The 25,945-nt window shown below is 62.2% G+C and carries 23 protein-coding genes; 9 read left to right on the top strand and 14 right to left on the bottom strand.

From position 1 onward, the window contains the following. Window positions 1–22: 22 nt before the first annotated feature. The 3 genes from VLK31_RS09815 (at window position 23) to VLK31_RS09805 (ending at window position 3,517) form a co-directional block, all read left to right on the top strand. Entirely contained in the window at window positions 23–1,219 is a 1,197-nt protein-coding gene (locus VLK31_RS09815; protein ID WP_409168209.1) for an amino acid aminotransferase, read from the top strand. Between the two features lie 157 nt (window positions 1,220–1,376). Continuing rightward, window positions 1,377–2,864, top strand: a complete 1,488-nt coding sequence (locus VLK31_RS09810) for a polyhydroxyalkanoate depolymerase (RefSeq protein ID WP_409168208.1) — start codon at window positions 1,377–1,379, stop codon at window positions 2,862–2,864. A gap of 20 nt (window positions 2,865–2,884) precedes the next feature. Then, the gene (locus VLK31_RS09805; RefSeq protein ID WP_409168207.1) at window positions 2,885–3,517 is read left to right on the top strand and encodes an RnfABCDGE type electron transport complex subunit B; all 633 of its coding nucleotides are present in this window, start codon (window positions 2,885–2,887) and stop codon (window positions 3,515–3,517) included. 80 nt (window positions 3,518–3,597) lie between these two features. On the opposite strand, the gene VLK31_RS09800 is transcribed toward VLK31_RS09805, so the two are convergent. The 7 genes from VLK31_RS09800 to scpA form a co-directional block, all read right to left on the bottom strand. After that, window positions 3,598–4,083: a VOC family protein gene (locus VLK31_RS09800; RefSeq protein WP_409168206.1), complete on the bottom strand. Its 486-nt coding sequence runs from the start codon at window positions 4,081–4,083 to the stop codon at window positions 3,598–3,600. Next, on the bottom strand, window positions 4,080–5,126 hold the full coding sequence (bioB, locus tag VLK31_RS09795) for a biotin synthase BioB (protein ID WP_409168205.1): 1,047 nt from the start codon (window positions 5,124–5,126) through the stop codon (window positions 4,080–4,082). The genes VLK31_RS09800 and bioB overlap by 4 nt, the downstream gene beginning before the upstream one ends. Then, window positions 5,126–7,174 carry an acetyl-CoA carboxylase biotin carboxylase subunit gene (gene accC, locus VLK31_RS09790; RefSeq protein WP_409168204.1) on the bottom strand — a complete coding sequence of 683 codons (2,049 nt, stop codon included), beginning with the start codon at window positions 7,172–7,174 and terminating at the stop codon, window positions 5,126–5,128. The genes bioB and accC overlap by 1 nt, the downstream gene beginning before the upstream one ends. Window positions 7,175–7,194: 20 nt before the next feature. Continuing rightward, on the bottom strand, window positions 7,195–8,739 hold the full coding sequence (locus VLK31_RS09785; protein ID WP_409168203.1) for an acyl-CoA carboxylase subunit beta: 1,545 nt from the start codon (window positions 8,737–8,739) through the stop codon (window positions 7,195–7,197). Window positions 8,740–8,813: 74 nt separating this feature from the next. Then, window positions 8,814–9,812, bottom strand: coding sequence for a methylmalonyl Co-A mutase-associated GTPase MeaB (gene meaB / locus VLK31_RS09780; protein WP_409168719.1), 999 nt, complete (start codon window positions 9,810–9,812; stop codon window positions 8,814–8,816). A gap of 44 nt (window positions 9,813–9,856) precedes the next feature. Then, window positions 9,857–10,330: a GNAT family N-acetyltransferase gene (locus tag VLK31_RS09775; protein ID WP_409168202.1), complete on the bottom strand. Its 474-nt coding sequence runs from the start codon at window positions 10,328–10,330 to the stop codon at window positions 9,857–9,859. Window positions 10,331–10,344: 14 nt separating this feature from the next. After that, window positions 10,345–12,507 (bottom strand): methylmalonyl-CoA mutase, encoded by a 2,163-nt coding sequence (scpA, locus tag VLK31_RS09770; RefSeq protein ID WP_409168201.1) that lies wholly within the window; start codon window positions 12,505–12,507, stop codon window positions 10,345–10,347. A gap of 128 nt (window positions 12,508–12,635) precedes the next feature. On the opposite strand from scpA, the gene VLK31_RS09765 reads away from it, so the two are divergent. Further along, window positions 12,636–13,277, top strand: coding sequence for a GntR family transcriptional regulator (locus VLK31_RS09765; protein WP_409168200.1), 642 nt, complete (start codon window positions 12,636–12,638; stop codon window positions 13,275–13,277). Window positions 13,278–13,305: 28 nt separating this feature from the next. On the opposite strand, the gene VLK31_RS09760 is transcribed toward VLK31_RS09765, so the two are convergent. Both VLK31_RS09760 and dusA read right to left on the bottom strand, forming a co-directional pair. Then, entirely contained in the window at window positions 13,306–14,091 is a 786-nt protein-coding gene (locus VLK31_RS09760) for an IclR family transcriptional regulator (protein WP_409168199.1), read from the bottom strand. A gap of 209 nt (window positions 14,092–14,300) precedes the next feature. Next, entirely contained in the window at window positions 14,301–15,341 is a 1,041-nt protein-coding gene (dusA, locus tag VLK31_RS09755) for a tRNA dihydrouridine(20/20a) synthase DusA (protein WP_409168198.1), read from the bottom strand. A gap of 453 nt (window positions 15,342–15,794) precedes the next feature. Here dusA and VLK31_RS09750 point away from each other — a divergent pair, with 453 nt between their 5' ends. The 5 genes from VLK31_RS09750 (at window position 15,795) to VLK31_RS09730 (ending at window position 17,503) form a co-directional block, all read left to right on the top strand. Next, window positions 15,795–15,956 (top strand): hypothetical protein, encoded by a 162-nt coding sequence (locus VLK31_RS09750; RefSeq protein WP_409168197.1) that lies wholly within the window; start codon window positions 15,795–15,797, stop codon window positions 15,954–15,956. Between the two features lie 55 nt (window positions 15,957–16,011). Next, complete coding sequence (locus VLK31_RS09745) at window positions 16,012–16,293, top strand: hypothetical protein (protein WP_409168196.1); 282 nt, start codon at window positions 16,012–16,014, stop codon at window positions 16,291–16,293. Window positions 16,294–16,315: 22 nt separating this feature from the next. Next, a complete protein-coding gene (locus tag VLK31_RS09740; RefSeq protein WP_409168195.1) occupies window positions 16,316–16,732 on the top strand; it encodes a hypothetical protein in 417 nt (138 codons plus the stop codon). Between the two features lie 60 nt (window positions 16,733–16,792). After that, on the top strand, window positions 16,793–17,053 hold the full coding sequence (locus VLK31_RS09735; RefSeq protein ID WP_409168194.1) for a hypothetical protein: 261 nt from the start codon (window positions 16,793–16,795) through the stop codon (window positions 17,051–17,053). Between the two features lie 75 nt (window positions 17,054–17,128). Then, window positions 17,129–17,503 carry a pyocin activator PrtN family protein gene (locus VLK31_RS09730; RefSeq protein WP_409168193.1) on the top strand — a complete coding sequence of 125 codons (375 nt, stop codon included), beginning with the start codon at window positions 17,129–17,131 and terminating at the stop codon, window positions 17,501–17,503. Between the two features lie 59 nt (window positions 17,504–17,562). Here VLK31_RS09730 and VLK31_RS09725 read toward each other — a convergent pair whose 3' ends face one another. The 5 genes from VLK31_RS09725 to VLK31_RS09705 all read right to left on the bottom strand — a co-directional run bounded on the left by VLK31_RS09725 (window position 17,563) and on the right by VLK31_RS09705 (window position 25,844). Next, entirely contained in the window at window positions 17,563–18,258 is a 696-nt protein-coding gene (locus VLK31_RS09725; protein WP_409168192.1) for a hypothetical protein, read from the bottom strand. A gap of 115 nt (window positions 18,259–18,373) precedes the next feature. After that, window positions 18,374–22,642 carry an AAA family ATPase gene (locus VLK31_RS09720; RefSeq protein ID WP_409168191.1) on the bottom strand — a complete coding sequence of 1,423 codons (4,269 nt, stop codon included), beginning with the start codon at window positions 22,640–22,642 and terminating at the stop codon, window positions 18,374–18,376. Between the two features lie 1,058 nt (window positions 22,643–23,700). Next, a complete protein-coding gene (locus VLK31_RS09715) occupies window positions 23,701–24,540 on the bottom strand; it encodes a helix-turn-helix domain-containing protein (protein ID WP_409168190.1) in 840 nt (279 codons plus the stop codon). 50 nt (window positions 24,541–24,590) lie between these two features. Continuing rightward, window positions 24,591–25,382 carry an acetoacetate decarboxylase family protein gene (locus VLK31_RS09710; RefSeq protein ID WP_409168189.1) on the bottom strand — a complete coding sequence of 264 codons (792 nt, stop codon included), beginning with the start codon at window positions 25,380–25,382 and terminating at the stop codon, window positions 24,591–24,593. A 120-nt stretch (window positions 25,383–25,502) separates the two neighbouring features. After that, window positions 25,503–25,844, bottom strand: a complete 342-nt coding sequence (locus VLK31_RS09705) for a response regulator (RefSeq protein WP_409168188.1) — start codon at window positions 25,842–25,844, stop codon at window positions 25,503–25,505. Between the last annotated feature and the right edge of the window lie 101 nt (window positions 25,845–25,945).

Genomic DNA, 25,945 nt, shown 5'->3' with positions numbered 1-25,945 from the left:
TTTCATCCCAAAGGACCTTTCCATGTCTATGTTCACCGCGGTCGAAATGGCACCGCGCGACCCGATCCTCGGCCTCAACGAGCAATTTGCCGCCGACACCAATCCCCAGAAGGTCAACCTCGGCGTCGGCGTCTATTACGACGACAACGGCAAGCTGCCCCTGCTCCAGTGCGTGCAGGCCGCCGAGCAGAACATGATGAAAGCGCCCTCGGCGCGTGGTTATCTGCCCATCGACGGCATTGCCGCGTACGACAACGCCGTGAAGGCGCTGGTCTTCGGCGCCGACAGCGAACCCGTCACGTCCGGCCGCGTGGCCACCATCCAGGCCATCGGCGGCACCGGGGGCCTGAAGGTCGGCGCCGACTTCCTGAAGAAGCTCAACCCCGCCGCCAAGGTGCTCATCAGCGACCCGAGCTGGGAAAACCACCGCGCGCTGTTCACCAACGCCGGCTTCGAAGTCGAAAGCTACCCCTACTACGACGCCGCCAAGCGCGGCATCAACTTCGACGGCATGCTCGCCGCCCTGAACGCTGCCGCCGCCGGCACCGTGGTCGTGCTGCACGCCTGCTGTCACAACCCCACCGGCTACGACATCACGTCCGAGCAATGGGACCAGGTGGTTGCCGCCGTCAAGGCGAAGAACCTCGTGGCCTTCCTCGACATGGCCTACCAGGGCTTCGGCTACGGCCTGAAGGAAGACGGCGCGGCGGTCGGCAAGTTCGTCGCCGCTGGCCTCACCTTCTTCGTGTCCACCTCGTTCTCCAAGAGCTTCAGCCTGTACGGCGAGCGCGTGGGTGCCCTGTCGGTGCTGTGCGAGAACAAGGAAGAAACCAGCCGCGTGCTGTCGCAGCTGAAGATCGCCATTCGCACCAACTACAGCAACCCGCCGATCCACGGCGGTGCCGTGGTGGCCGCGGTGCTCGGCACCCCCGAGCTGCGCGCCCTGTGGGAGAAGGAACTGGGCGAGATGCGCGTGCGCATCAAGGCCATGCGCCAGAAGCTGGTCGACGGCCTGAAGGCCGCCGGCGTGAAGGAAGACATGAGCTTCATCACCACGCAGATCGGCATGTTCAGCTACTCCGGCCTGAACAAGGACCAGATGGTGCGCCTGCGCAACGAGTTCGGCGTGTACGGCACCGACACCGGTCGCATGTGCGTGGCCGCGCTGAACAGCAAGAACATCGAGCACGTGTGTGCCTCGATCGCCAAAGTCATCTAAGTGACAGCAAGGTGTGAGGGAATCGGCCAAGCGCCAATTCCTTCACGCTCTGTGGAACATGCACCCTGACAGCGGGGTCGGTGTAGGGGTTAGGCCCCCTGCACCGCGGCGAATGCGCTGATATATTGCACTGCAACATTCCACTCCGACACCAGCGATGCTCTACCAACTCTACGAAGCCCAGCGTTCCTTGATGGAGCCCTTCTCGGACTTCGCCCAGGCAGCCTCCAAACTCTATGGTCAAGGCGCGGTATGGGGCCAGTTGCCCATGGCGCAACGCATGGCCGCAGGCTACGACCTGCTGTATCGGCTGGGCAAGGACTACGAAAAGCCCGAATTCAACATCAAGTCGGTGAAGGTCGACGGCGAAGACGTCGTCATTCAGGAAGCCATTGCGCTGGACAAGCCCTTCTGCGCGTTGCGCCGCTTCAAGCGCTTCACCGACGAGCCGCACATCCTCAAGACGCTCAAGAGCCAGCCCGTGGTGCTGATCGTGGCGCCCCTGTCGGGCCACTACGCCACGCTGCTGCGCGACACCGTGCGCACGATGCTGCAAGACCACAAGGTCTACATCACCGACTGGAAAAACGCGCGCCTGGTGCCGCAGTCGGAAGGCGAGTTTCACCTGGACGACTACATCAACTACGTGCAGGACTTCATTCGCCTGCTGCAGGCCGAATACGGCAACTGCCACGTGGTGAGCGTGTGCCAGCCGACCGTGCCCGTGCTCGCGGCCGTGTCGCTCATGGCCAGCCGCGGCGAGGCTCTACCCCTCACCATGACCATGATGGGCGGCCCCATCGACGCGCGCAAGTCGCCCACGGCGGTGAACAACCTCGCAACCAACAAGCCCTACGAGTGGTTCGAGAACAACGTGATCTACCCCGTGCCGCAAGGCTTTGCGGGTGCGGGCCGCCGCGTGTACCCCGGCTTCCTGCAGCACACCGGCTTCGTGGCCATGAACCCCGACCGCCACGCCACCAGCCACTACGACTACTTCAAGGACCTCATGAAGGGCGACGACGCCAGCGCCGAGGCCCACCGCAAGTTCTACGACGAGTACAACGCCGTGCTCGACATGGACGCCGATTACTACCTCGACACCATCCGCACCGTGTTTCAGGACTTCGACCTGGTCAACGGCACGTGGGACGTCAAGAACCCCGAAGGCCAAATCGAGCGCGTGCGCCCGCAGGACATTCGCAGCGCCGCCCTGCTCACCGTCGAAGGCGAGCTGGACGACATCTCCGGCTCCGGCCAGACCGAGGCCGCGCACAGCCTGTGCACCGGCATTGCCGACAGCAAGCGCGAGCACTACGAAGTCAAGGGCGCGGGCCACTACGGCATCTTCAGCGGCCGCCGCTGGCGCGACCTGGTCTACCCGAAGGTGGTGAAGTTCATCGCCGCCAACGACGAGCCCCAAAGCCGCGCCGGCAACCGGGCCGAGCTGGCGGCCGAAGACGCCGTCAAGCCCACCCGCAAGACCGCCGCAGTAGCCGCCGTCCGCGCCGTCCCTGCAGCACCTGCCAAGAAGGCACCGGCCCGCAAGGCCGCCGTGGCCGTCGCAGCACCAGCACCCGCGCCTGCTGCCGCAGTGAAGAAAACCGCCGCGCGCAAGAAGCCGCGCACCAGCGCCGCGCGCTGAAGCGCGCACGCTCTGTCCCAGTGAACGGACTTGCCGCACGCATCAACGACGCACTGCCCCAGACGCAGTGCACTCGGTGCGGCTACCCCGACTGCGCAGGCTACGCGCAGGCCGTGGCTGATGAAGAGGCCGGCATCAACCAGTGCCCGCCGGGCGGTGCGCAAGGCATCGAACGGCTGGCGCTGATCACCGGCCGGCCCCTGCTGCCGCTCGATCCGCAGTTCGGCACCGAAGGCCCACGCGCCATGGCCGTCATCGACGAGGCCTGGTGCATCGGCTGCACCCTGTGCCTGGACGCCTGCCCCACCGACGCCATTGTGGGCATCAACAAGCGCATGCACACCGTGATCGAGGCGCACTGCACCGGTTGCGAGCTGTGCATTCCGGTGTGCCCTGTCGATTGCATCTCGCTCGAAGTCGAAACGCCCGGCCTCAGCGGTTGGCAGGCCTGGTCTGCTGAGCAGGCCGACAGAGCACGGCAGCGGTATGACACGCACGCCAAGCACCGCAACACCGATGCACGGCTGGCCGAAAAAGCGACTGAACCCGCCGCCCCGCAAGACGCCAGCGACCGCAAGCGCTCCATCGTCGAAGCGGCACTGGCGCGCGCACGTGCCGCCTCGCAAGCGCGCCCTCCGCCCGCCAAGACCTGACGCTCACGCGCTGCCGCGCTCGCAGCGAGTGACCCTGGCGCTTCAGCGCTGCGACATGAAGCCGCCCGCCCAGCAACTGTTCAATGGGCAGCAGCAAAGGCGCTGAAAGCCGCAATCACTTCCACCGGCGCCTGCACCATCTCGATCAGCACGCCCTCGCCCGCAATCGGAAACTCCTCGTTTGCCTTCGGGTGCATGAAGCAGATGTCGAAGCCGGCCGCGCCCTTGCGGATGCCGCCCGGCGCAAAGCGCACGCCCTGCGCCGTGAGCCATTCCACGGCCTGGGGCAGGTCGTCGATCCACAGCCCCACGTGGTTCAGTGGCGTGGTGTGAACGGCGGGCTTTTTGTCAATGTCCAGCGGCTGCATCAGGTCGACCTCGACCTTGAACGGCCCCACGCCCATGGCGCAGATGTCTTCGTCGACGTTCTCACGCTCGCTCTTGAACGTGCCCGTCACCTCAAGCCCCAGCATGTCGACCCACAGCTTCTGCAGGCGCAGCTTGTCGGTACCGCCAATGGCGATTTGCTGGATGCCCAGCACCTTGAACGGACGTGGGGTGGTCATGCGGCGCATCCTTCTTCGCTGGTCTGCTGAACCTGCCGTGCGTTCAGGCCCAGCCTGCGCAGCAGCACCGTGTCGGCCTCCACGTCGGGGTTGCCCGTCACGAGCAGCTTGTCGCCGTAGAAGATCGAATTGGCGCCCGCCATGAAGCACAGCGCCTGCACCGCGTCGCCCATCTGCTGGCGCCCCGCCGACAGCCGCACGCGTGCGGTGGGCATGGTGATGCGCGCCACCGCGATCATGCGCACGAAGTCGAAGGGGTCGACCGGCTCCGAGTCGGCCAGCGGCGTGCCGGGCACGCGCACCAGGCTGTTGATGGGCACCGACTCCGGGTACGGGTTCAGGTTGGCCAATTGCGCGATGAGCCCCGCGCGGTGCACCGGCGCCTCGCCCATGCCGACGATGCCGCCGCAGCACACGCTGATGCCGGCGCTGCGTACGTGGGCCAGCGTGTTCAGCCGGTCCTGGTAGGTGCGGGTGTCGACCACGTCGGTGTAGTACTCGGGCGCGGTGTCCAGATTGTGGTTGTAGTAGTCCAGGCCCGCGGCCTTCAACTGCTGCGCATGGTGCGGCTCCAGCATGCCCAGCGTGGCGCAGGTCTGCAGGCCCAGGCCCTTCACGGCCTCGACCAGCACGGCCACCTTCTCCACGTCGCGGTCCTTGGGCGCGCGCCAAGCGGCGCCCATGCAGAAGCGCGTGGCGCCGGCGTCCTTGGCGGCCTGTGCGGCGCGCACCACCTCGTCGACCTCCATCAGCTTCTGCGCCTTCACGCCCGTGTCGAACTCGGCCGACTGCGGGCAGTAGCCGCAGTTCTCGGGGCAGCCGCCGGTCTTCACCGACAGCAGCGTGGCCAGCTCGATGTCGCCGGCCGGAAAGTGCTGGCGGTGCACCGTCTGCGCCTCGAACACCAGCTCCATGAAGGGCTTGTCGAGCAGCGCCTGGATGGCCTCGACCGACCAGCGGTCGGTGGCCTTGGCGGCCGCAGGTTGCACCGGCTTTGCGGGCCGGTGCAGCGTGACGGCTTGTTGCAGGTCGTTGGCACCCATCAGTTGAACTCCATGATGACTTGGTCCACCGCGAGCGACTCGCCCTTGTTCGCGGAAATCTTGCCCACCACGCCGTCTTGCGTGGCGAACAGCACGTTCTCCATCTTCATCGCCTCGATCACCGCGAGCTTTTCGCCGGCCTGCACCTGCTGCCCCGGCTGCACCGACACCTCGACCAGCAACCCCGGCATCGGCGACATCAAGAACTTGCTCAGGTCCGGCGGCGCCTTGTAGGGCATCAGCTCCAGCAGGCGCGCGCCCAGCGGCGACAGCACCAGGGCCTCGATCTGCGTGCCGTCGTGCGACACGCGCAGCGCCAGCGGGTTCTTGCCCGCGCCGCGCTCCACCTGCGCGGTGAAGGGCTTGTCGTTGACGATGCCCGTCACGCGAATTGCGCCCAGCGCCAGGTCGCTGTCGATCTTGTAGTTCTTGTCGCCCACGGCCACCGCGCTGGCACCGGTCTTGCCGTGGAAGTCGGTGACCGACACCGGGTGGTGCACATGCTTGCCCTCCGGCCCGAGTTGGACCACCACGAACTGCTCGCCCACCTTCACGCCATGGCCCGCGAGCTGCCCGCTGATGCCCGAGGCCCGTGCGCGGTAGCGGCGGTGCACATAGGCCGCCAGCGCCACCAGGAACGAGGGGTCGGCGTGCGGCACGTCTTCCGCGTGGAAGCCCTTGCCGTAGTGCTCGGCGATGAAGCCGGTGTTGAAGTCGCCCGCCACAAACTTCGGATGCGCCAGCAACGCCGCCTGGAACGGAATGTTGCTGCTGATGCCGCGAATCACGAAGCCGTTGAGCGCCTCGCGCATGAGGGCAATCGCATGCTGGCGGTCTTTGCCGTGCACGATGAGCTTGGCGATCATCGAGTCGTAGTACATCGGGATCTCGCCGCCGTCGTACACGCCCGTGTCCACGCGCACGCCGTTCAGGTGCGTGGTGTCGCTGGCGAACATGGTCTGCGCTGGCGGCTGAAACTTCACCAGCCGGCCGGTCGAGGGCAGGAAGTTGCGGAACGGGTCTTCCGCGTTGATGCGGCACTCCATGGCCCATCCGTCGCGCTTCACCTGCTCTTGCGTGAGCGGCAGCGGCTCGCCGGCCGCCACGCGAATCATCAGCTCCACCAGGTCCAGCCCCGTGATGCACTCCGTCACCGGGTGCTCCACCTGCAGGCGCGTGTTCATCTCCAGAAAGTAGAAGCTCTGGTCCTTGCCGACCACAAACTCCACCGTGCCGGCGCTCTGGTAGTTCACTGCCTTGGCCAGCTGCACGGCCTGCTCGCCCATCGCCTTGCGCGTGGCGTCGGAGATGAAGGGCGACGGCGCCTCTTCGATCACCTTCTGGTGGCGCCGCTGAATGGAGCACTCGCGCTCGTTCAGGTAGATGACGTTGCCTTGCGAATCGCCCAGCACCTGAATCTCGATGTGGCGCGGCTCCTCGACAAACTTCTCGATGAACACGCGGTCGTCGCCGAAGCTGTTGCGTGCCTCGTTGCGGCACGAAGTGAAGCCCTCGAAGGCCTCCTTGTCGTTGAAGGCCACGCGCAAGCCCTTGCCGCCGCCGCCGGCCGAAGCCTTGATCATCACGGGGTAGCCGACGTCGTTGGCAATTTCGACGGCGCGCTCGGCCGTTTCGATGGCGTCGTTCCAGCCTGGAATGGTGTTGACCTTGGCTTCGTTCGCGAGCTTCTTCGAAGCGATCTTGTCGCCCATGGCCGCAATCGAATGGTGCTTGGGGCCGATGAAGACGATGCCCTCTTCCTCGACCTTGCGCGCGAAGGCTTCGTTCTCCGACAGAAAGCCGTAGCCCGGGTGCACGGCCTCGGCGCCGGTTTGCTTGCAGGCCGCGATGATGCGGTCGGCCTGCAGATAGCTCTCGCGGCTGGGCGCGGCGCCGATATGCACGGCCTCGTCGGCCAGCTCGACGTGGCGTGCTTCCTTGTCGGCGTCGGAATAAACCGCGACGGTCAGGATGCCCATCTTCTTGGCGGTCTGGATGACGCGGCAGGCGATCTCGCCGCGGTTCGCAATCAGGATCTTCTTGAACATGTTCTTCTTCTCCGTGCCGCTCAGAGCGGAATGTTCCCGTGCTTGCGCCACGGGTTCTCAAGCTTCTTCTCGCGCAGCATCACCAGCGAGCGGCAGATTCGCTTGCGCGTCTCATGCGGCAGGATCACGTCGTCGATGTAGCCGCGTGCGCTGGCCACGTACGGGTTGGCAAAGCGGGCCTTGTATTCGGCCTCGCGGGCAGCCAGCTTCTCAGGGTCGTTCTTGTCTTCGCGGAAGATGATTTCCACCGCGCCCTTGGCGCCCATCACGGCAATTTCCGCGCGCGGCCACGCCAGGTTGACGTCGCCACGCAAATGCTTGGACGCCATCACGTCATAAGCCCCGCCATAGGCCTTGCGCGTGATGACGGTGATCTTGGGCACCGTGCACTCCGCGTACGCATACAGCAGCTTGGCGCCGTGCTTGATGATGCCGCCGTACTCTTGCCCCGTGCCGGGCATGAAGCCGGGCACGTCGACAAAGGTGACCACCGGAATGTTGAACGCATCGCAAAAGCGCACGAAGCGCGCGGCCTTGATGCTGCTCTTGATGTCCAGGCAACCGGCCAGCACCAGCGGCTGGTTGGCCACGATGCCGATGGTCTGGCCTTCCATGCGCGCAAAGCCGATCACGATGTTCTTCGCGTAGTCGGGCTGCAGCTCGAAGAAGTCGCCGTCGTCCACCACCTTCAGAATCAGTTCCTTGATGTCGTAGGGCTTGTTCGGGTTGTCGGGCACCAGCGTGTCGAGCGAATAGTCGGGCCGGTCGGCCGGGTCGCCCAGGCCGTTGTTGCCCAGGCGCACCGGCGGCTTTTCGCGGTTGTTCAGCGGCAGGTAGTTGTACAGGCGGCGCAGCATCATCAGCGCCTCGACGTCGTTCTCGAACGCCATGTCGGCCACGCCGCTGCGCGTGGTGTGCGTGATGGCGCCGCCCAGCTCCTCGGCGGTCACGCTCTCGTGCGTCACGGTCTTCACCACCTCGGGGCCGGTGACGAACATGTAGCTGCTGTCCTTCACCATGAAGATGAAGTCGGTCATGGCCGGCGAGTACACCGCGCCGCCCGCGCAGGGGCCCATCACCATGCTGATCTGCGGCACCACGCCGGAGGCCATCACGTTGCGCTGGAACACGTCGGCATAGCCGCCGAGCGAGGCCACGCCCTCTTGAATGCGCGCGCCGCCCGAGTCGTTCAGTCCGATGACCGGTGCGCCGACCTTCATGGCCTGGTCCATCACCTTGCAGATCTTCTCTGCATGCGCTTCGCTGAGCGCGCCGCCGAAGACGGTGAAGTCCTGGCTGAACACGAACACCAGGCGCCCGTTGATCATTCCGTAGCCGGTGACCACGCCGTCGCCGGGGATCTTCTGCTCGGCCATGCCGAAGTCGACCGAGCGGTGCTCGACGAACATGTCCCACTCTTCGAAGGTGTTGTCGTCCAGCAGCAGCTCGATGCGCTCGCGCGCGGTGAGCTTGCCCTTGGCATGCTGCGCGTCGATGCGCTTTTGCCCGCCGCCAAGGCGCGCCTTGGCGCGGCGCTGTTCGAGTTGTTCAATCAGTTCTTGCATGGTGTGTTCCGAAGCTGTGGTCCTGAATTTCTCTGCGATTTTTTTGCGATGTGTCTTGCAATGCGTTGGCCGTGTCAGGGGCGCGCGGTGATGGCCGCCGCCGCAAGCAGGCTGCGCGCCGCCGTGGAGGCCGGCAAGGTGCCCTGCGCCACCTGTTGCGTGAGTTGCGGCAGCAGCTCGCGCACCTGCGGGTGATGCCTGAAGGCGTGCTTGAGCCCGGCGTCGATGCGTTCCCACATCCACGCCGTGGCCTGCTTCTCGCGGCGCCTGGCCAGCTTGCCGTTGTCGCTCTGCAGTTGTCTGAACTGCGTGACGGCGTCCCAGAAGGCGTCGACACCGGTGCCCGCGAGCGCGCTCATTTGCAGCACCTTGGGCAGCCAGAAGCGCACTTGGGCGCCGTTGTAGGCGTCGTGCATGGCATGCGTGTGGTCGGGGTTGCCCTGGTGGCCGAACAGGCGCAGGGCGGAGGTGATCTGGGCCTGCGCGCGCGTGGCGGCGTCCTTGTCGATGTCGGCCTTGTTGATGACCACCAGGTCGGCGATTTCCATCACGCCCTTCTTGATGGCCTGCAGGTCGTCGCCGGCATTGGGCAGCTGCATCAGCACGAACATGTCGGTCATGCCGGCCACGGCGGTTTCGCTCTGGCCCACGCCCACGGTCTCGACGATGACCACGTCGTAGCCCGCGGCCTCGCACACCAGCATGGCCTCGCGCGTTTTCTCGGCCACGCCGCCCAGCGTGCCGCTCGACGGGCTGGGGCGGATGTAGGCGCGCTCGTGCACCGACAGATGCTCCATGCGCGTCTTGTCGCCCAGGATGGAGCCGCCGGAGACGGTGGAAGAAGGGTCGATGGTGAGCACCGCCACGCGGTGGCCCTTGCCGATCAGCAGCAGCCCCAGCGTTTCGATGAAGGTCGACTTGCCCACGCCCGGCACGCCCGAGATGCCCAGGCGAAACGAATTTCCGGTGCGCGGCAGCAGCGCGGTGAGCAGCGTGTCGGCCTGAGTGCGATGGTCGGCGCGGGTCGATTCGAGCAGCGTGATGGCCTTGGCGATGGCGCGGCGCTGCACCATGCCGGGCACATCGGACAGCGCGCTTTCAAGGCCCTGCACGGTGTTCAGCACGCCGCCTCCGACGCCACGCGCCAGCGGTAATGCAGATCGACGCCCTCCTCGCCTTCGAACACGAAGCCGTGCCGCAGGTAGAAGCGGTTGGCGTCGCTCTCCACCAGCGCGGTGAGCGCAATGTCGCGCTGCTGTTCACGCGCCTGTGCCTTGGCCCAATGCAGCACCCATTCGCCGATGCCCAGGCCCTGGAAGCCGGTGCGCAGATAAAGATGGTCGAGGCGCAGCGCGTCGGCGCCCTCGGGCTTCAGGGTGACGAAGCCCACGCGCTGTTCGCCGTCGAGCACGATGTGGTGCATGTAGGGCACCACGAAGCCCGCGCTCAGGCGCTCGCGCGCACGCTCGGGGTCGAAGCGGCCCACGCGCTCCAGGCTCGGGCGCATCGCATCGACGCGCAAGGCCAGCATGGCTTCGAAATCGGTGGAATCCACCGGCTGCAACGACAGCCGCGACAACAGATCGCTCACGTCGACCTTTCTGTTCAAGCCGCGACGGCCGCGCGAATCTGCTCCAGCACGTCCTTGGCGCTGGCCGGAATGGGCGTGCCCGGTCCGTAGATGCCCTTGACGCCGGCCTCGTACAGAAAGTCGTAGTCCTGCCGCGGAATGACGCCGCCGACGAACACGATGATGTCGTCCGCGCCCTGCTTCTTCAGCTCTTCGATGATGGCCGGCACCAACGTCTTGTGGCCGGCCGCGAGCGTGCTCACGCCCACCGCATGCACGTCGTTTTCAATGGCCTGGCGCGCGCATTCTTCGGGCGTCTGAAACAGCGGGCCCATGTCGACGTCGAAGCCCAGGTCGGCAAAGGCCGTGGCCACCACCTTGGCGCCGCGGTCATGCCCGTCTTGCCCCAGCTTGGAAATCATCACGCGCGGGCGGCGGCCCTGTTCTTCCGCGAAGGCGTTGATTTCGGTCTTCAGTGCTTCCCAGCCTTCGGCCGAGTCATACGCAGCGGCGTAAACGCCGGTCACCTTTTGCGTGTCCGCGCGGTGGCGCCCGAAAATCTTTTCGAGCGCGTCGCTGATCTCGCCCACCGTGGCGCGCAGGCGCACCGCGTCGATGCTCAGCGCCAGCAGGTTGCCGGTGCCGTCTTCGGCGGCCTGGGTCAGCGCGTCCAGCGCGGCCTGCACCTTGGCGGTGTCGCGCGCGGCGCGAATGCTCTGCAGCCGCGCCACCTGCTGGTCGCGAACCCTCACGTTGTCGATCGACAGGCTGTCGATGGCGTCTTCGGTCTTCAGCTTGTACTTGTTGACGCCCACGATCACGTCCTTGCCGGAGTCGATGCGCGCCTGCTTCTCGGCCGCGGCCGCCTCGATCTTGAGCTTGGCCCAGCCACTGTCGACCGCCTTGGTCATGCCGCCCATGGCCTCGACCTCTTCGATGATGGTCCAGGCCGCGTCGGCCATGTCCTGCGTGAGCTTTTCCATCATGTAGCTGCCGGCCCAGGGGTCGATCACGCTGGTGATGTGGGTCTCTTCCTGAATGATGAGCTGCGTGTTGCGCGCAATGCGCGAGCTGAACTCGGTGGGCAGCGCAATGGCTTCGTCCAGCGCATTGGTGTGCAGGCTTTGCGTGCCGCCGAACACCGCGGCCATGGCCTCGATGGTGGTGCGCACCACGTTGTTGTACGGGTCCTGCTCGGTGAGGCTCCAGCCAGACGTTTGGCAGTGCGTGCGCAGCATCAGGCTCTTGGGGTTCTTCGGGTCAAACTCTTTCATGATGCGGCACCACAGAAGGCGCGCCGCGCGCATCTTGGCCACTTCCAGATAGAAGTTCATGCCGATGGCCCAGAAGAAGCTCAAGCGCCCGGCAAAGCCGTCGACGTCGAGCCCCTTGGCCAGCGCGGTCTTCACGTACTCCTTGCCGTCGGCCAGCGTGAAGGCCAGCTCCAGCGCCTGGTTGGCGCCGGCTTCCTGCATGTGATAGCCGCTGATGGAGATCGAGTTGAACTTGGGCATGTTCTGCGCCGTGTACTCGATGATGTCGCCAATGATCCGCATGCTGGGCGCCGGCGGAAAAATGTAGGTGTTGCGAACCATGAACTCCTTGAGGATGTCGTTCTGGATGGTTCCGCTCAGCAGGTCCTGCGCCACGCCCTGCTCTTCGGCCGCGACCACATAGCCCGCCAGCACCGGCAGCACGGCGCCGTTCATCGTCATCGACACGCTCACCTTGTCCAGCGGGATCTGGTCGAACAGGATCTTCATGTCCTCCACCGAGTCGATTGCCACGCCGGCCTTGCCCACGTCGCCGGTCACGCGCGGGTGGTCGCTGTCGTAGCCGCGGTGGGTGGCCAGGTCGAAGGCCACGCTCACGCCCTGCCCGCCGGCGGCCAGGGCCTTGCGGTAGAACGCGTTCGATTCCTCGGCGGTGGAAAAGCCCGCGTACTGGCGGATGGTCCAGGGGCGCACCGCGTACATGGTGGCCTGCGGGCCGCGCAGGTAGGGCTCGAAGCCGGGCAGCGTGTTGGTGTACTTCAGGCCCTGCAGGTCGGCCGCGGTGTACAGCGGCTTCACGCTGATGCCGTCGGGCGTGAGCCAGTTCAGCGCGTTCACGTCGCCACCGGGCGCGGACTTGGCAGCGGACTTGGCCCAGGCCTCGAGGTCGGCGGGCTTGAAAGTGGGTTCGGGTGTGCTGCTCATGAAGGGGCCGTTCGCGGTGACTTGCAGGGAATTCGCAAATTTGCCTGCACGGATTTGCAAGCCGGCCGCGAGTCTAACCCAGCCATAATTATTAATTCAAACGCTTTTTTTCAAGTACAGTCCGGCCCATGTCCGCCGTCACCCTCACCCCCCGCGCCCTCTACGAAGAGGTGGCCGAGCTGCTGCGCCAGCGGATCTTCATGCGCGAGCTGGAGCCCGGCAGCTGGATCGACGAGCTCAAGCTGGCCGAGGAGTACGGCATCAGCCGCACGCCGCTGCGCGAAGCGCTGAAGGTGCTGGCGGCCGAAGGACTGGTAACGATGAAGGTGCGCCGCGGCGCCTACGTGACCGAGGTGTCCGAGCAGGACCTGGCGGACGTGTACCACCTGCTCTCCCTGCTGGAGAGCGACGCCGCCGGCGTGGTGGCCGAGCGCGCCACCGACGCGCAGCGCGCCGAGCTGAAGGCACTGCACGCCGAGCTGGAGGCCGCGGCCTCGCCCGAAGACCGCGAGCACTTCTTTGCGGTGAACGAGCGCTTTCACATGCAGCTGCTGGCCATTGCCAACAACAAGTGGCGCGACCAGATGGTGGCCGACCTGCGCAAGGTGATGAAGCTCAACCGGCACAACTCGCTGCTGAAGGCGGGGCGCATCGCAGAGTCGCTGGCGGAGCACCGCTCGGTGATGGCGGCGATCGAGGCGCGCAACGCGGAGGCCGCGATGGCGCGCATGCGAGAGCATTTTCACAACGGCCTAGAAGCCGCGAACTAAGCTCGCCAAGGGCTGCGCGGCAGCTTTCTCAGCCGGTGGTGAGAGTGCCGGCTTCGCCCGCGATGCGCTGTGCTGTTTCCAGCAGCAGCGGCGCGATGCGCGACACCATCGCGTCCTTGGGCAGCAGGTAGGCGGGGCCGCCGCAGCTCACGGTGTAGCGCTCGCCGCGCGGCCCTTCGATCGCGAAGCCCAGGGCGTGAATGTCCGGGTGCCATTCGCCGAAGGAGCCGCAGTAGCCGAACCGGGCGTATTCGTCCAGGCCGGCCATCAGCGCCGGTTCGATGGCGCCCCAGTTCTCGCCGCTTTCAAGCCGGATCTGCTCCAGCAACACCGCCTGCTCCACACCGGGCAACGAGGCCACATAGGCACGCCCCGCCGCTGAGGTGGCCAGCGTCATGCGCGTGCCGACCTCGATGCGCGAGCTGATGACCATCGTGCGCGGGCGCAGCGAATCGATGACCAGCACGTCGAGCGCGTCGCGCACACCCAGATGCACGCTCACGCCGGCCGACTCCGACAGCTGCGCCAGATACGGCCGCGCCGCCGTGCGCAGGTCGAAATGCCGCAGGTAGCGGCTGCTCATGTCCAGCAGCGCCGGCCCCAGGCTGAAGCGCTCGCTGTCTTCAGACTGGCGCAGGTACCCCGCGCTCACCAGCGTGGCGGTGAGCCGCGACACCGTGGCCTTGGGTATGCCCGTGGCCTCTGCCAGTTCTCTGTTGCCGATGGGCCCCGAGCCCATGCCAATCACCTTGAGGAGCGCCAGACCTCGTGCAAGCGCACTCACTTCTTCCTTGCCGCCAATCGGTTCATTCATGTATCGAAGCCTTTTTATTTCCCTGAACCCCCATTTTTCAGCAAAAAACGATTGACGCGCCACTTATCACGAAGTAGCAATTTCGGAACATCGTTTCACGAAAATGGAACCGCGCGCGCGAAGCGGCTTGCGCGCGAGGGCGAGGGAAGCAAAAAACGCAGGATTGGAGCCGCCTGAAGGGCTCGGGCCGCTCGGGCTGCTCGGGTGAATCAGGCTGCTTGCGCGACCGGCTCGTGCGCCAGGGCCATCACCTCGTGCGGCGGGCGCGTCTTCAGCTTGTGGTCGCTCCAGACCTGGCGCCAGCGGCGTGCGCCCGGCAGGCCGTTGCGCAGGCCCAGCATGTGGCGCGCAATCGACCACCAGTTGGTGCCGTGCTCGGCGGCTTCGCGAACCATGTAGTCGCACATCAGCGACTCCACCTCTTCGCGCGTCAGCGGCTGCGGCGCGGCGCCATAGAACTCGGCGTCCCACTCGGCCAGCCACCAGGGGTTGTGGTACGCCTCGCGGCCCACCATCACGCCGTCGAGCAGGCGCAGGTGTTCGTGCACCTGCGCGTTCACCGAAATGCCGCCGTTGATGGCGAAGCGCAGCGCCGGAAAGTCGTGCTTCAGCCGGTGCACCAGCTCGTAACGCAGCGGGGGAATTTCGCGGTTCTGCTTCGGGCTCAAGCCCTGCAACCAGGCGTTGCGGGCGTGCACGATGAAGGTCTGGCACCCGGCCTCGCTCACCTTGCCGACGAAGTCGCGTACGAACTCGTAGCTCTCAATCTTGTCGATGCCGATGCGGTGCTTCACCGTGACCGGAATGTCGACCACGTCGACCATCGCCTTCACGCAATCGGCGACCAGCTGCGGCTCGTTCATCAGGCAGGCGCCGAACGCACCGCGCTGCACGCGCTCGCTGGGGCAGCCGCAGTTGAGGTTGACCTCGTCGTAGCCCCACTCCTCGCCGAGCTTGGCGCAATGCGCCAGGTCGGCCGGCTCGCTGCCGCCGAGCTGCAGCGCCAGGGGGTGTTCTTCGGCGTTGAAGCGAAGGTGCCGCGGCACGTCGCCGTGCACCAGCGCGCCGGTTGTCACCATCTCGGTGTAGAGCAATGCGTGGCGGGAGAGCAGGCGATGGAGGTAACGGCAATGGCGGTCAGTCCAGTCCATCATCGGCGCCACGGACAGGCGCATGGCCTCGGTGGCGCTTGCTGTTCGAGGGGAATCAGGCTGCAGCCCAGTGCCTGTGGGGGTTTCGTTTGAAGTCATTCGGTTTCGTTCAGCGCGGATTTTTTGGTCTTGGTGGTATGTGGCAGCCACAAAGACGGCATGTGCCAACGGACATACACCGTTGGGCACCAACAAGAAACGCGAGCGCGCAGGCGGGAGGGTAGCGCACATAGCCCACATCCGCCTCCAGGAGGACGGGGACGTCGGCAGCCAAACGGAAACCTTCGACCGCGAGGCTGCAGACGCGCCGCCGCAGCTACGGGCTGTTCACACAGCACCTGCGCGCGTCCGGCCATCGGCTTTGTCTGTGCGGCGGCTACCACTACGAGCATCGCCCGGGCTCGCCCCTGTGCGTGCACAACCCGATGAGCGCGGCGCTGCTCGCGAGCCGGTATGGCGCCTCCGACGAGGAGGTGCTCGACATCGCGCTCGGAATCATCCTGACCACCCCGGGACGTGCATCCGTGCACTGCCCGTTCTGAAAGGCCGGCCATGCGCTCGACCTCGTTCCAAGAAACCAGCGTTGGCCTCATGAGGACTTCGCCCGTCTCGCCGTCCCCGCGCGTCCTCGCGACCGTCGCCGCAGTGGCGGTCTTCATCGTCCTGCCCATCGTGCTCGCCGCGATGTGCGTCTATGGCTGGAGCACACCATGACCACCACCACCAACGGCGTTTTCTTCGTGGGCAGCGCCGGCCCGGTCGCCCTGCGGTGAGCCACCACAAATCCGACGCGGGCGACTTCGTGCTCAAGCTGCGCGTCGTCGACAACCAAGGTCCGCGCGCCAAGGAAATCTATGTCGTGCGCTGGATCGGCCTGGACGCCGCCGCGTGGCGCGACAAGCACCCCGCCCTCAAGGCCGGTGACGCGCTGCGCCTTGAACTCACGAACCCGCGTTCGATGCCAGGCGCCCACGCGCCGGAAATCCACGCCGCCATCCGAACGTGCGAGCTGCTGCCCGCACGCGCCCCCGCGGTCGCACAAGCCGCATAGACACCCCCAACGCCTCGGACCTATGACCCCCACCACGCCTCCGGTGAAGCGCCCCGCGCTGCACCACCTCATCGCGCTGACCGGCCACGCTGGCGCCGGCAAGGACACCACGGCCGACCTGTTGGTCGCTCACGGCTGCTTCCGCAAACTGGCCTTCGCCGACGCGCTGCGCGGCGAGGTCTCCAACGCCTTCAACGTGTCGCTCGACGACCTCAACGCGCCGCACTTGAAGAACGTCGCGACGGTCGCACTGCGGATGCGCCTTGCGCCGCGCGACTTCCTCGCCGCTGTCGTGTTATCGCTCTCGGCTGCATCGCCCTACCATCGCACGCCGCTTAGCGACGCATGGCTCGACGAGCCGCGCAGCCCGCGGCGAATCATGCAGTGGTGGGGCACCGAGTACCGCCGCGCCCAGTCGCCGAGCTACTGGACTCAGTAGCTCATCGCCCGCCTCGCCTACTACCGCCGCGAAGGCGAAACCCGCTTCGTCGTCACTGACGTGCGGTTCGACAACGATGCCCACGCGCTGCGCATGGCCGGCGCCGTGCTCTGGCAAGTCATCCGCCCCGGGCATTACGGCGCAGCCGAAGGCTCGCACGTCAGTGCCACGGACGGTAGCCGCTTTACGCCCAAGGCTGTCATCGCAAACGTCTTCGGCGTGGACCATTTGCGAGTCGAAGTCTTGTCACTATTTATCGCCCGCGAATTCGGCCTAGACCGAGATCGCATGAGCTTCAGCATGGTGCCCGGCCCAAGGTAACAACACATTCCCCGCTCGATTTTGTAGCACGAAGAAAATTAACAGAATAGCAAATCATTGCCGTTCGCAAACAACTTGGCCAGCGAGGACGCTATGCAGCCGAAAAAATCTAACCGAAGCAAAATCATCGGAAAAAGACTATCGATTTCTAAATATTTAAACCGGACCGCAAAAATACAAAAAAATGAAAACGCTTTTTTATTGATGGCCCAATATGACGCGCGCCCCATAATTCCGCTGGAGTGGGTCCAGCGTGACTTTTTTAGCCATATAGACGTAAAAAAACTTGCGCTGAAGTGCGCGACGGGAGAAATTCAACTTCCGCTTATTCGCATAGATCCGAGTAGCCAAAAATCACTCAAAGGTGTTGGACTTGAAGATCTTGCGCTTTACCTCGACGTTCGCCAAAGAATCGCGCGAAAAGAACTTTCTCAAATTCGACCAATATAACGGCATTAAAATAGGTTGACAAGATCGAAATCTAGAGCGGAACAAAGTACACGCCAAGATCATCGGCCCACATCGACCAACTGCGGCCAGCCGGCAACGCCAGCTGCCAACAATCGCGAACTTGAAATCAAGAAATTTAGCGCGTCGTATGAAAATGCAACATAGGGCAATCTCGGTGCCAAAAGGGCACGCGCCCGGTCTACAGCTTCGTCGATGCGGGCCTGATGCCCCTCTTTTAATGCACGATCAAGTGCTATAACTGCAGGTTTAATTGATGTATCGAAATAGTCCCTGCGGGTCTCGCGATACTCCATTCCATTTAATTTTAGTACCGCGATGGTCGTCTGACCTTTAAGGCTGCCGTTACGCCCTCTAACCCACCAATCAAATGACGACGAAGATGACGGTCGGAGTGCAAAAAACTCCAAATGCTCCACCGGATTTACCAAATCCGATGGATCAATCAGCAACGGCAGTTCTGCTCCTGGCGCACTAAACTCTGCTTGTAACGAAACACTCCCCGCCGCCAGCGGAAATGCATCATTTTTTCCCGAACGATTGCATGCAGGGCAGGCAAAAAGTAAATTTTGCCAGTCGAAAGCCATCCACCAATATCCATGCGTTTGGTTGCAACCGGGTGCACGCTTGGCAGAGCCCTTCGGCCGATAATGTTCAACATCATTAAATTTCTCTGGGATTTTACGTTCGCAGTAACAACATTTATAATATTGCGCCCGCCAAAGATCAGCAGACACGCATCTATATCCGTCTATTTCTAACGACGTCGGTGGACGCCCTAGCAAGCGCAGCAACGCGAGTTGGGCTATGCGAACGTCCTCAAGCGCCTTCGGCTCAATTCCTCGGTGAACGTTAATCATTTTCCAGAAGGAATTGCATAGGATCAGACGACTGGTTGACAAACTCGTCAGCGACAAAACCGGAAGCCGCAAGCGAGCTTTTTAGACCGACAAGTTCAAGCTCTTCCTCCGCAGTTCGTTCAGTCATACCAGTCAAAAACCCAAACCGCTGCACATCGCGCGCAGTATCTACAGGATAAATATCTTCTATCCCGAAATAGCGGCTGTAAAGCTGTCCGCCACTCAACAGGGATGGATTAGCGACCCCCGGAGAAACTCTGACTCCCGATTCGTCCCTCTCCAAAATAAAAATTTCGCTAGCATCAGATCCAACCAAAGTGAGGGGGTTGTGTGTCGACACTATGAAGCTCATATTCGGCAGTAGCTTTTTCGTTCGGGCAATAACATCGACCTGCCAGCGCGGATGCAGGTGCAAATCGATCTCGTCGATCAAGACAAGGCCAGTCATTCGCGATAAGAAGTCGTCCGGCACCTCGTGTTGCGAATCGGCTGTTGCAACTAACCAGCGCGAGACCAAATCCAGGAACCATCCTGCACTAATTAAATAGCCATCGCTCAAGGCGCTTAATGGGATTTTTGGACTGCCAGTAAAACTGACCCAGACCTTCTGATCTTTTATTTCCACGTCAGATAGGCCCAAGAGAATTTTCAGGGCGCTACAAACAATAGAAAATATTTTCCGACTTAATTCACTTCGAATAGCGTCACCTTCAAGCGAAACCAACCATGTTTCTGCGTGAATCAAATTTGCATCCGAGTCAAAGAGGGTCGCAACTTCTGGGCCGTCATCCTCGCTAACATTAACTGCTCGTGCACCTCCTCCGAGAGCTGACCCGCGGCGGCAGCCGTAAGCGTACAAGGGACAAGCTCTGGACTCTTCTAGCTCCGGAATTTGATTTACAGTCATCTGTGAATCATCTATCCGAATAACGGTCTGAAAAACCTCACCTCCACCCAACTCAATCGTTATTGAGGCATCCACCACCGGACTTTCGCTATCGTTGGCAAGCCGAATCCAGCTATTAGAAAAAGCCCCCTTAGGCCAGATCACAGGATCTCTAACATTTCGCAGCCCCAGCGCTAAACTCTTTAAAATGGTCGACTTGCCCGTTCCATTTTCACCTAGTATTATGACCCATTGCCCCCCAGAAGCAGGAGGGGTGAACTCCAATTTCAAATTGGAAATCCCGGCGACATCCTTTAGAAGAATTGATCTGACTCCAACTGGAGCAATGGCTTCGGAATCTTTCTTCCTTTCCTCTCTGCCATCTCGCGGGCGCGGCAGCGGTAGGGCTAGTCGATCCCAAGTATGAGGAAGTCCAAGATTTGAAACCGCCTTTTGAAGTTGCGCTCTGATGAAACGCATCGCAGCGCTAGCGGCAGAGGTTTCCCGACCCACATCCCGGTAAATCAAAACCATGAGATCAAGCCCACGTCTGCCAGGCAAACGGCTTAGGGAAATCGCACTAACCAAGAGCTGCCAATAAAACTCGTTAGCTGTCGCCTCAGCAATAATTTTCGCAACTATCGGTCTGTCCAATTCAGTAGAACAGTTGCCGGCCAACAACACAATAAGAGCGAGATCAGCACCTACTGTACCAGCCAGATTCCAGTTTCCACGTTTCATAATCTCTATCGCGAGATCATCCGCTCCTTCGAAAGGGACTTCTTCTCGCGTAAACAAATGCTGCGCATAGAAGTGGATGGTAGAAACGAAAATTCGAACGATAGTAGGGTGGTAGCTGGATTCATGCACAGCTCGCGACATAAAAGCCGCGCCAATGTACAACGCCTCATAGTCCGTAGCGCAGTTGTCTAAAACCTTTAACCACTCTAATTGCTTCATAGCCCGCGGCTTCAAAGCGAGATACGTCGCAGCATTGGGTACTAATTCGATCCATTCCAACGGTTTGTAATTCTCACGCGCAAATCGGGAAGGCAAAATTTCCAAGCCCGCAAGGCAGATTTCACCAAGTCGAGATTTATCTGATACACGCTTCGCAACGCCAAAAAGCCTACTTGCGGCTTCGTAGACAGCACGCCCGGCCCTTGGTGTCCGAGTATGTTCAATGTAGATCCAAGCAGGAGTTAAAGCGAACGGGGGAGCAATGAGGCGCGACGAAGCATCGAGTGGCTCCTTATCAAAGGTTTCAAGTGTGGCAATCGCATCGAATGGCTTTTCGAGCCAACCTCGCTCCCACTCTATCCACTGTTCTGCATCCAAAAATCGATTAGCGTCTAGGTCTTTGGCGCATTGCAGAAGAGCGCTGCTTGTTTCGTAGTGCGAAAGGCAAGACGTAAGTGGCCAGGACGCACGTCGCACAAGGAATTCGGCGCTTAGGAGCGAACCACGCGCCACAATGCTTCTTAAAGCTTTAGATAAATTTTTTGCTGACGGACTTTGCTCGAAATCGGTAATCGCCAGAATTCCGTCCCACTGTATAGGAATCGGATAATCGGGCTGAGCATTTGGCGTCAGAGGGACGCCTGCTCCTATAGTATTTATATGCGGGTGTCCGCGCCGGCGTCGACCAAATTGTTCGGCTCCAAAAACTCTTTCAATATGAGCAAGCCATGTCTTTTGGGCGTCCTCCGTATAACTCCAACTATTAACAAAGAATTGGGTAATTTCGGCCAGCGGTAAGCTCTCCAATTTACGTGCCAGCCACAAGCCAACTTGTAAGTTGCAAGTGGCGAAAACGTCAATCAGTTCACCCGAAATTACAAGTTCATTTGCGTTTTTTTCGGCTATTTCCTCCGCCCATGGCTCATTGCCTGCTAGGGCTTCCAAGACTGTTAGCCATACGGATATATTGTTGAATTTTCGCCGACCATTAGGGGCTGCGAAATGTTGCAACAATTTTGATTCGAGCACTTCGGTGGTGTCGGGATTTTTCGCCTTACTGAGCCTTACATGGTCAGTTGATGGCGGTATTTCGAGCAGCCCAGCCGCCCTTTCCATCAGGAGTTTTGCTCGTTTAGGTTGAGTTAGGACCGCTCCCTCTTCTAAGGTTTCAAGCGCTAGCAATGCACCGGCCTTGGATGCCGCACTCGCAGAATCAAACTGCGGATCGTCTAAACTTGCGCAAACATCGTCGATGAAAAAATCTCTTAATGGAGACGCCTCGGAAAAGAATCGACTTGCACAAAACAACGTAGTATTTCGAAACATTGCAGATCTTGATATCTGCTTAATCCTATTTTCGACCGACGCGTCTCTTCCTGCAGTGAGTGCCTGAGCCGCCATAAACTCTTGGAGAGATCTAATTTCAAATCCAAACTTACCAGGCTCTGGCTCGACGAGAAAAACCAATCGCTCTTCTGCTGCTTTCGAAATCTCTCGCACCAGCTCTTTACGCCGCTCTTGAGGGACTTCTTCCTCGCCAAGGACGGTCGAAATTACCTCTTCAAGTCGCGCCTTAGTAATACCCGCGGTCCCGCCCTGTTGCTCTGATTCGACTTGTAAAATTAGTGCGATGCGTGCATGTATCTGTTCGACATGTGAGCGGTGATCTCTTAATAGCGCAGAAGCGTACGATCCGCGCTCGATTTCGCGAATATAAGTGTACGAGAAGTAGCTCTCGAAAAGATTCCAACGCTCTCGTGGTGCGCGCCCCATGTGCTGAATTAATGCGGTCAGGATAGTCACCTGAAGTGGAGTCGTCAGCAGCCTTTGAGTTGCGGGTTCATTCGCGGCTTCAACGACCCTATCAAGCATCATCTGACGTTGATCTGCGCCGTCGATTTTTGCCTGAATAAGTTTCTCAGCGTACTTGAGTGCATCCCCTTTTTCCAGCGGCAAGAGCGTTTGCTCTTGGAGACGCAACCCTAGTCTGCTCATCTCACCAGAATATCCTTGCGGACGAGTGGTGATAAGAAACTGTGTACTGACACTGTTACTACGCAAAGTCAATAGAAGTTCTGTTGCCCCATGCACGATTACAGCTCGATCTCTCGTCGCACCTACTTCATCAAAGCCGTCGAGGACCACAAGACAACCTATTTGCCTGCAAAGGGCAAGAAGGTTTTTAGCTGTAAAAGATAGTCGCGAAGCGCTGGGAAGCTGCTCGACATATCGCAAAATTGCAGGCGTGTGGGAGAGACTATCAGACCCGTTTTTTGTAGCCCATACCACAAACTCTGGCAGCGATATATGAATCGGCAACAAGGCTTGTGAAGGTACCGGAAGTGCAGCGCGTTGGTCAGTTTGACTGCCAGCTTCCATAAACGATCGAACCACTTCAGCTTGGCTGCGCGACAAATCCGATCGATAGGGCTGAAGTAGGACTGCTCGATGTAGTTGACATGCAAGCTGGCCTAGCGTTGACTTCCCCTGACCCGGGCCCCCTACTAGAAGTAATGCTCCCCAACCTGTTAGTGCCCGATATCTTGCGTGCGCTCGTTTCGCCAGGGTGGCTGCGTTCTCGTTAGATTTGTGGGGAGGGTCATTTTGGCGTTGACCGGGCTGGAAAACATCCGGATCGCTCAGATCAAGGACGGGTGACCGAATTAACCTATTCAAGAATCCGGCGCGTGCATCGGACCGGTCTCGGACCGGTCTCGGACCGCCACTGGCAGATCTACAAAGACTCGTCGTAGCGGAATCTGTGTGTTTGTATGGCCACCTTGTCCTAATTTGGCGTGCTCATGGGCCATTAGCTGATCCGCAAGCCAGAATTTTGCGGAAGAAGCTACTTCTTGCCCTAAGCCTGCTTCTCGAGCCGCTCGCTCAATGGTCATTTGGCCTCGGACCTTCGCAGGCTTCTCCATTCATAGCTCCATTTGTGGTGTTCTTCTCCAGAGTATCGCAGGCGAGCCCAGGCGCATAGATCGATTACGCAAGATCAGGAGCACGAGATACGAGGGCTCGAAAATTTTGTCGAACAATGCGCGATCAGAAGCCTCTGGTAGGCCTTACGCACGTCGCCTGCGCTCCATCAAAAGAGTATCGGCGAACGGCCGCCGAGCCGAGCTGCGCGCCGTATCACGCCACCAGATCCATGAGTACTGAAAAACGGCGGTAGTAGCTTAGGACCACGTGCGTGACGCAGTAAGGGACACGACCGCAGCCTAGCTTCGCGTTTGCCAAGACGTGTAGTCGTTGCGATGGCCAAGACGAAAGTGGCGCATGACACCCCGGTGCCACATGGGTGCCACATAACAAGCGCTGGGGAGCGCTAAGTCGTTCGCATGCTTATGTTTTCGCCAGTTAGTCCATCCAGTCCATCCAGTCCATCATGGGTGCTACGGAGATGACCTTCTCTTGCAAAACGCGGCGTCCTGTCGATGTGAATAGAGTTTCAGGCGGCAGCCCGAGCATCAGGCTGACAAGCCCCCGAGCTCCTCACGCGGCCCTTCCCCCCCGCACTCCCGCACACCCATGTAATTCCCCGGCGTAACCCCAAAACACCGCCGAAACCACCGCGAAAAATGCGCCTGGTCGGCAAACCCGCATTGCACCGCCACCTCGGCCGCCGCCTGCCCCTCGCGCAGCAGCACCTTCGCCCGCCCGATGCGCGCCAGCCTTGCGTAGTGCGCCGGCGTCATGCCGACCGCCGCACGAAACAGCCGGTGAAAGTGCTCGCGCGACACGCCCAGCCGCTGGGCCAGCGTGGCGGGGTCGATGCGGCAAGCATCTTCCGTGGCCAGCGCGTGGCACACCGCCTCGACGCGCGCGTCGCCCATCTGCCGTTCGACATTGACCAGCGCGTCGCCGGTCTGCGCGCGAACGATCTGCGCAAGCCGACGGCCAACCTCGCTCGCATCACGCGCCATCGCAGCGTCCGCTAGCGCATGGGCCGTGGCCTCGTCCTTCCACACCGCGCGCCGCAGCACGCCCCGTTGCGCATCTGGCCACCCGAGCCGCGCGGCCAGCCACACATGCGGCGCATACAGCATCACCATGCGAAAGCCCTGCGCGCTCACGCCAGCGGTGTGCAGCATGTACGGGGCCATCAACACCAGGTCGCCGGCTTCGGCCACCTGCCGCTCGCCCGCGCAGGTGAACTCGCAGCGGCCTTCCAGGATGGCGCCCACGCTCCACTCGGCGTGCCAGTGCAGGTCGAAGTGGGCCTTGGGGTCGCCCGCGAACATGGCCTCGACCTGCGCGCCGTCGTCCATGGGCAGGCTGATGACGTGCGACGTGGCGGGTGGTTTCATCGGCGCAAGGGTAGCTGCATGACGCGCATCAGGCGGCGATCGGGCCGCGATCAAACAGCGAGCGCGCCCCGCACCGTAAGCCCCATCCACCCCGCGCTGGCCGCGCCCGCGCGCACCTCGCCCAGCAGCGCAAGTTCTTCGACCGGATGATCGTGAAACTGCAGCGTCGCGCTGCCGCCGGTCCAGCCCGACTCCACGCGGTCGATGATGTCCGCGCGCAGATAGCACGGTGTCGCCGTGCTCCCCGGCTGCGTCAGGTCGGGCCAGCCGACCGCGCCAATGGTGGGGGCGGCCAGGAAGCCCAGGCGCTCGGCCTTCTCGCCCGTGAGCGTGACCGAGGCATCGACCAGCCGCCGCTCTTTCACGCTGAGGCTCGCGCCCAGCCGGCTGCCTGCCGACAGCGGCGCCGCCGCTGGGTGGATCAGCGGCATGCTGCGCGTGAGCCAGGTGTTGCCTATCTTCTTGGGCCAGCCCTGGAGCCAGCCGCGCAGCATCGAGATGTCCTGGTCGACATAGATGAGCGGGCAGTAGAAGCGTGCGTCCTCGCCCGGCTTGGGCGCGATCTCCAGCACGACGATGGTCTCGCGGTACTGGGCATACACCGGGTCGAGCAGTTCATGGCCATCGTCGCCGCAGGCCTGCCAGTCGGCGAAATGGACGCAGCCCTTGCCGGTGGCCGCGCCCAGTTCGGCGGGCACCAGCGCCGCGCCGCGCTCGGCATCGAACTCGAAGGCCACGTTGACGAGCCAGCCCGCGTAGTGCCAGGGCGGTGCCTGCACCAGCGCGCTGCGGCCTGAAGAAGTGAAAGGGGGTGTAAAAGCGGGCGTGAAGGAGAGCGGCATCGCGGGTGTGCAGTGGGCCTGCAAGTTGAAGACCGCCGCACGATACGGCCGCCCCCTCGGCCCGGTCTTGTACGCCAGTGATGTTTGCCGCGGCCCTGCGGAGCCTTGCGGCTCAGCGCCTCATGTCCCGACCACCGCCTGCGACCGCTCCAGCGCTGTCATCAACTGCTCCACCGTGTACGGCTTGCGAAGCCACACCGTGCCCTTCATGGCCGTGGCCGGCTCCGACTGCCCTGTCACGAAGATCACCGGCACGCGGTGGTCGCTCAGCAGCCGCTCGGCAAAGTCATGGCCCGACAGCGCGGGCAGGCCGATGTCGACCAGCACCACGTCGAACGCCCCGTCGAAGAAGCGCGCAATGGCCGCCTCCGCGCTCTTCACGCCGGTCGCCCAGTGGCCCATGGCTTCGAGCAGCTTCAGCGTGGTGGCCAGGGTGTCGACGTCGTCTTCGACCAGGAGCACACGCAGTTTCTTTTGTTGTTCCGAGGATGGATGCGTTTCGGTTGTCATTGATTTGCATTTTTCCAGACAAACCGCCGCCATGCGGCCCTCAGGGCGGGGTG

The organism is Variovorax sp. H27-G14 (assembly GCF_046156345.1).
Lineage (GTDB): Bacteria > Pseudomonadota > Gammaproteobacteria > Burkholderiales > Burkholderiaceae_C > Variovorax.
The sequence above is the reverse complement of the archived record's forward strand: the minus strand, read 5'-3'. Positions and strand labels throughout refer to the sequence as shown.

Coding starts and splice junctions, on each gene's coding strand:
- VLK31_RS09815 (WP_409168209.1), top strand. CDS start 23: ATGTCTATGTTCACCGCGGTCGAAATGGCACCGCGCGACCCGATCCTC.
- VLK31_RS09810 (WP_409168208.1), top strand. CDS start 1,377: ATGCTCTACCAACTCTACGAAGCCCAGCGTTCCTTGATGGAGCCCTTC.
- VLK31_RS09800 (WP_409168206.1), bottom strand. CDS start 4,083: ATGACCACCCCACGTCCGTTCAAGGTGCTGGGCATCCAGCAAATCGCC.
- bioB (WP_409168205.1), bottom strand. CDS start 5,126: ATGGGTGCCAACGACCTGCAACAAGCCGTCACGCTGCACCGGCCCGCA.
- accC (WP_409168204.1), bottom strand. CDS start 7,174: ATGTTCAAGAAGATCCTGATTGCGAACCGCGGCGAGATCGCCTGCCGC.
- VLK31_RS09785 (WP_409168203.1), bottom strand. CDS start 8,739: ATGCAAGAACTGATTGAACAACTCGAACAGCGCCGCGCCAAGGCGCGC.
- meaB (WP_409168719.1), bottom strand. CDS start 9,812: ATGGTGCAGCGCCGCGCCATCGCCAAGGCCATCACGCTGCTCGAATCG.
- scpA (WP_409168201.1), bottom strand. CDS start 12,507: ATGAGCAGCACACCCGAACCCACTTTCAAGCCCGCCGACCTCGAGGCC.
- VLK31_RS09765 (WP_409168200.1), top strand. CDS start 12,636: ATGTCCGCCGTCACCCTCACCCCCCGCGCCCTCTACGAAGAGGTGGCC.
- VLK31_RS09760 (WP_409168199.1), bottom strand. CDS start 14,091: ATGAATGAACCGATTGGCGGCAAGGAAGAAGTGAGTGCGCTTGCACGA.
- dusA (WP_409168198.1), bottom strand. CDS start 15,341: ATGACTTCAAACGAAACCCCCACAGGCACTGGGCTGCAGCCTGATTCC.
- VLK31_RS09750 (WP_409168197.1), top strand. CDS start 15,795: ATGCGCTCGACCTCGTTCCAAGAAACCAGCGTTGGCCTCATGAGGACT.
- VLK31_RS09740 (WP_409168195.1), top strand. CDS start 16,316: ATGACCCCCACCACGCCTCCGGTGAAGCGCCCCGCGCTGCACCACCTC.
- VLK31_RS09715 (WP_409168190.1), bottom strand. CDS start 24,540: ATGAAACCACCCGCCACGTCGCACGTCATCAGCCTGCCCATGGACGAC.
- VLK31_RS09710 (WP_409168189.1), bottom strand. CDS start 25,382: ATGCCGCTCTCCTTCACGCCCGCTTTTACACCCCCTTTCACTTCTTCA.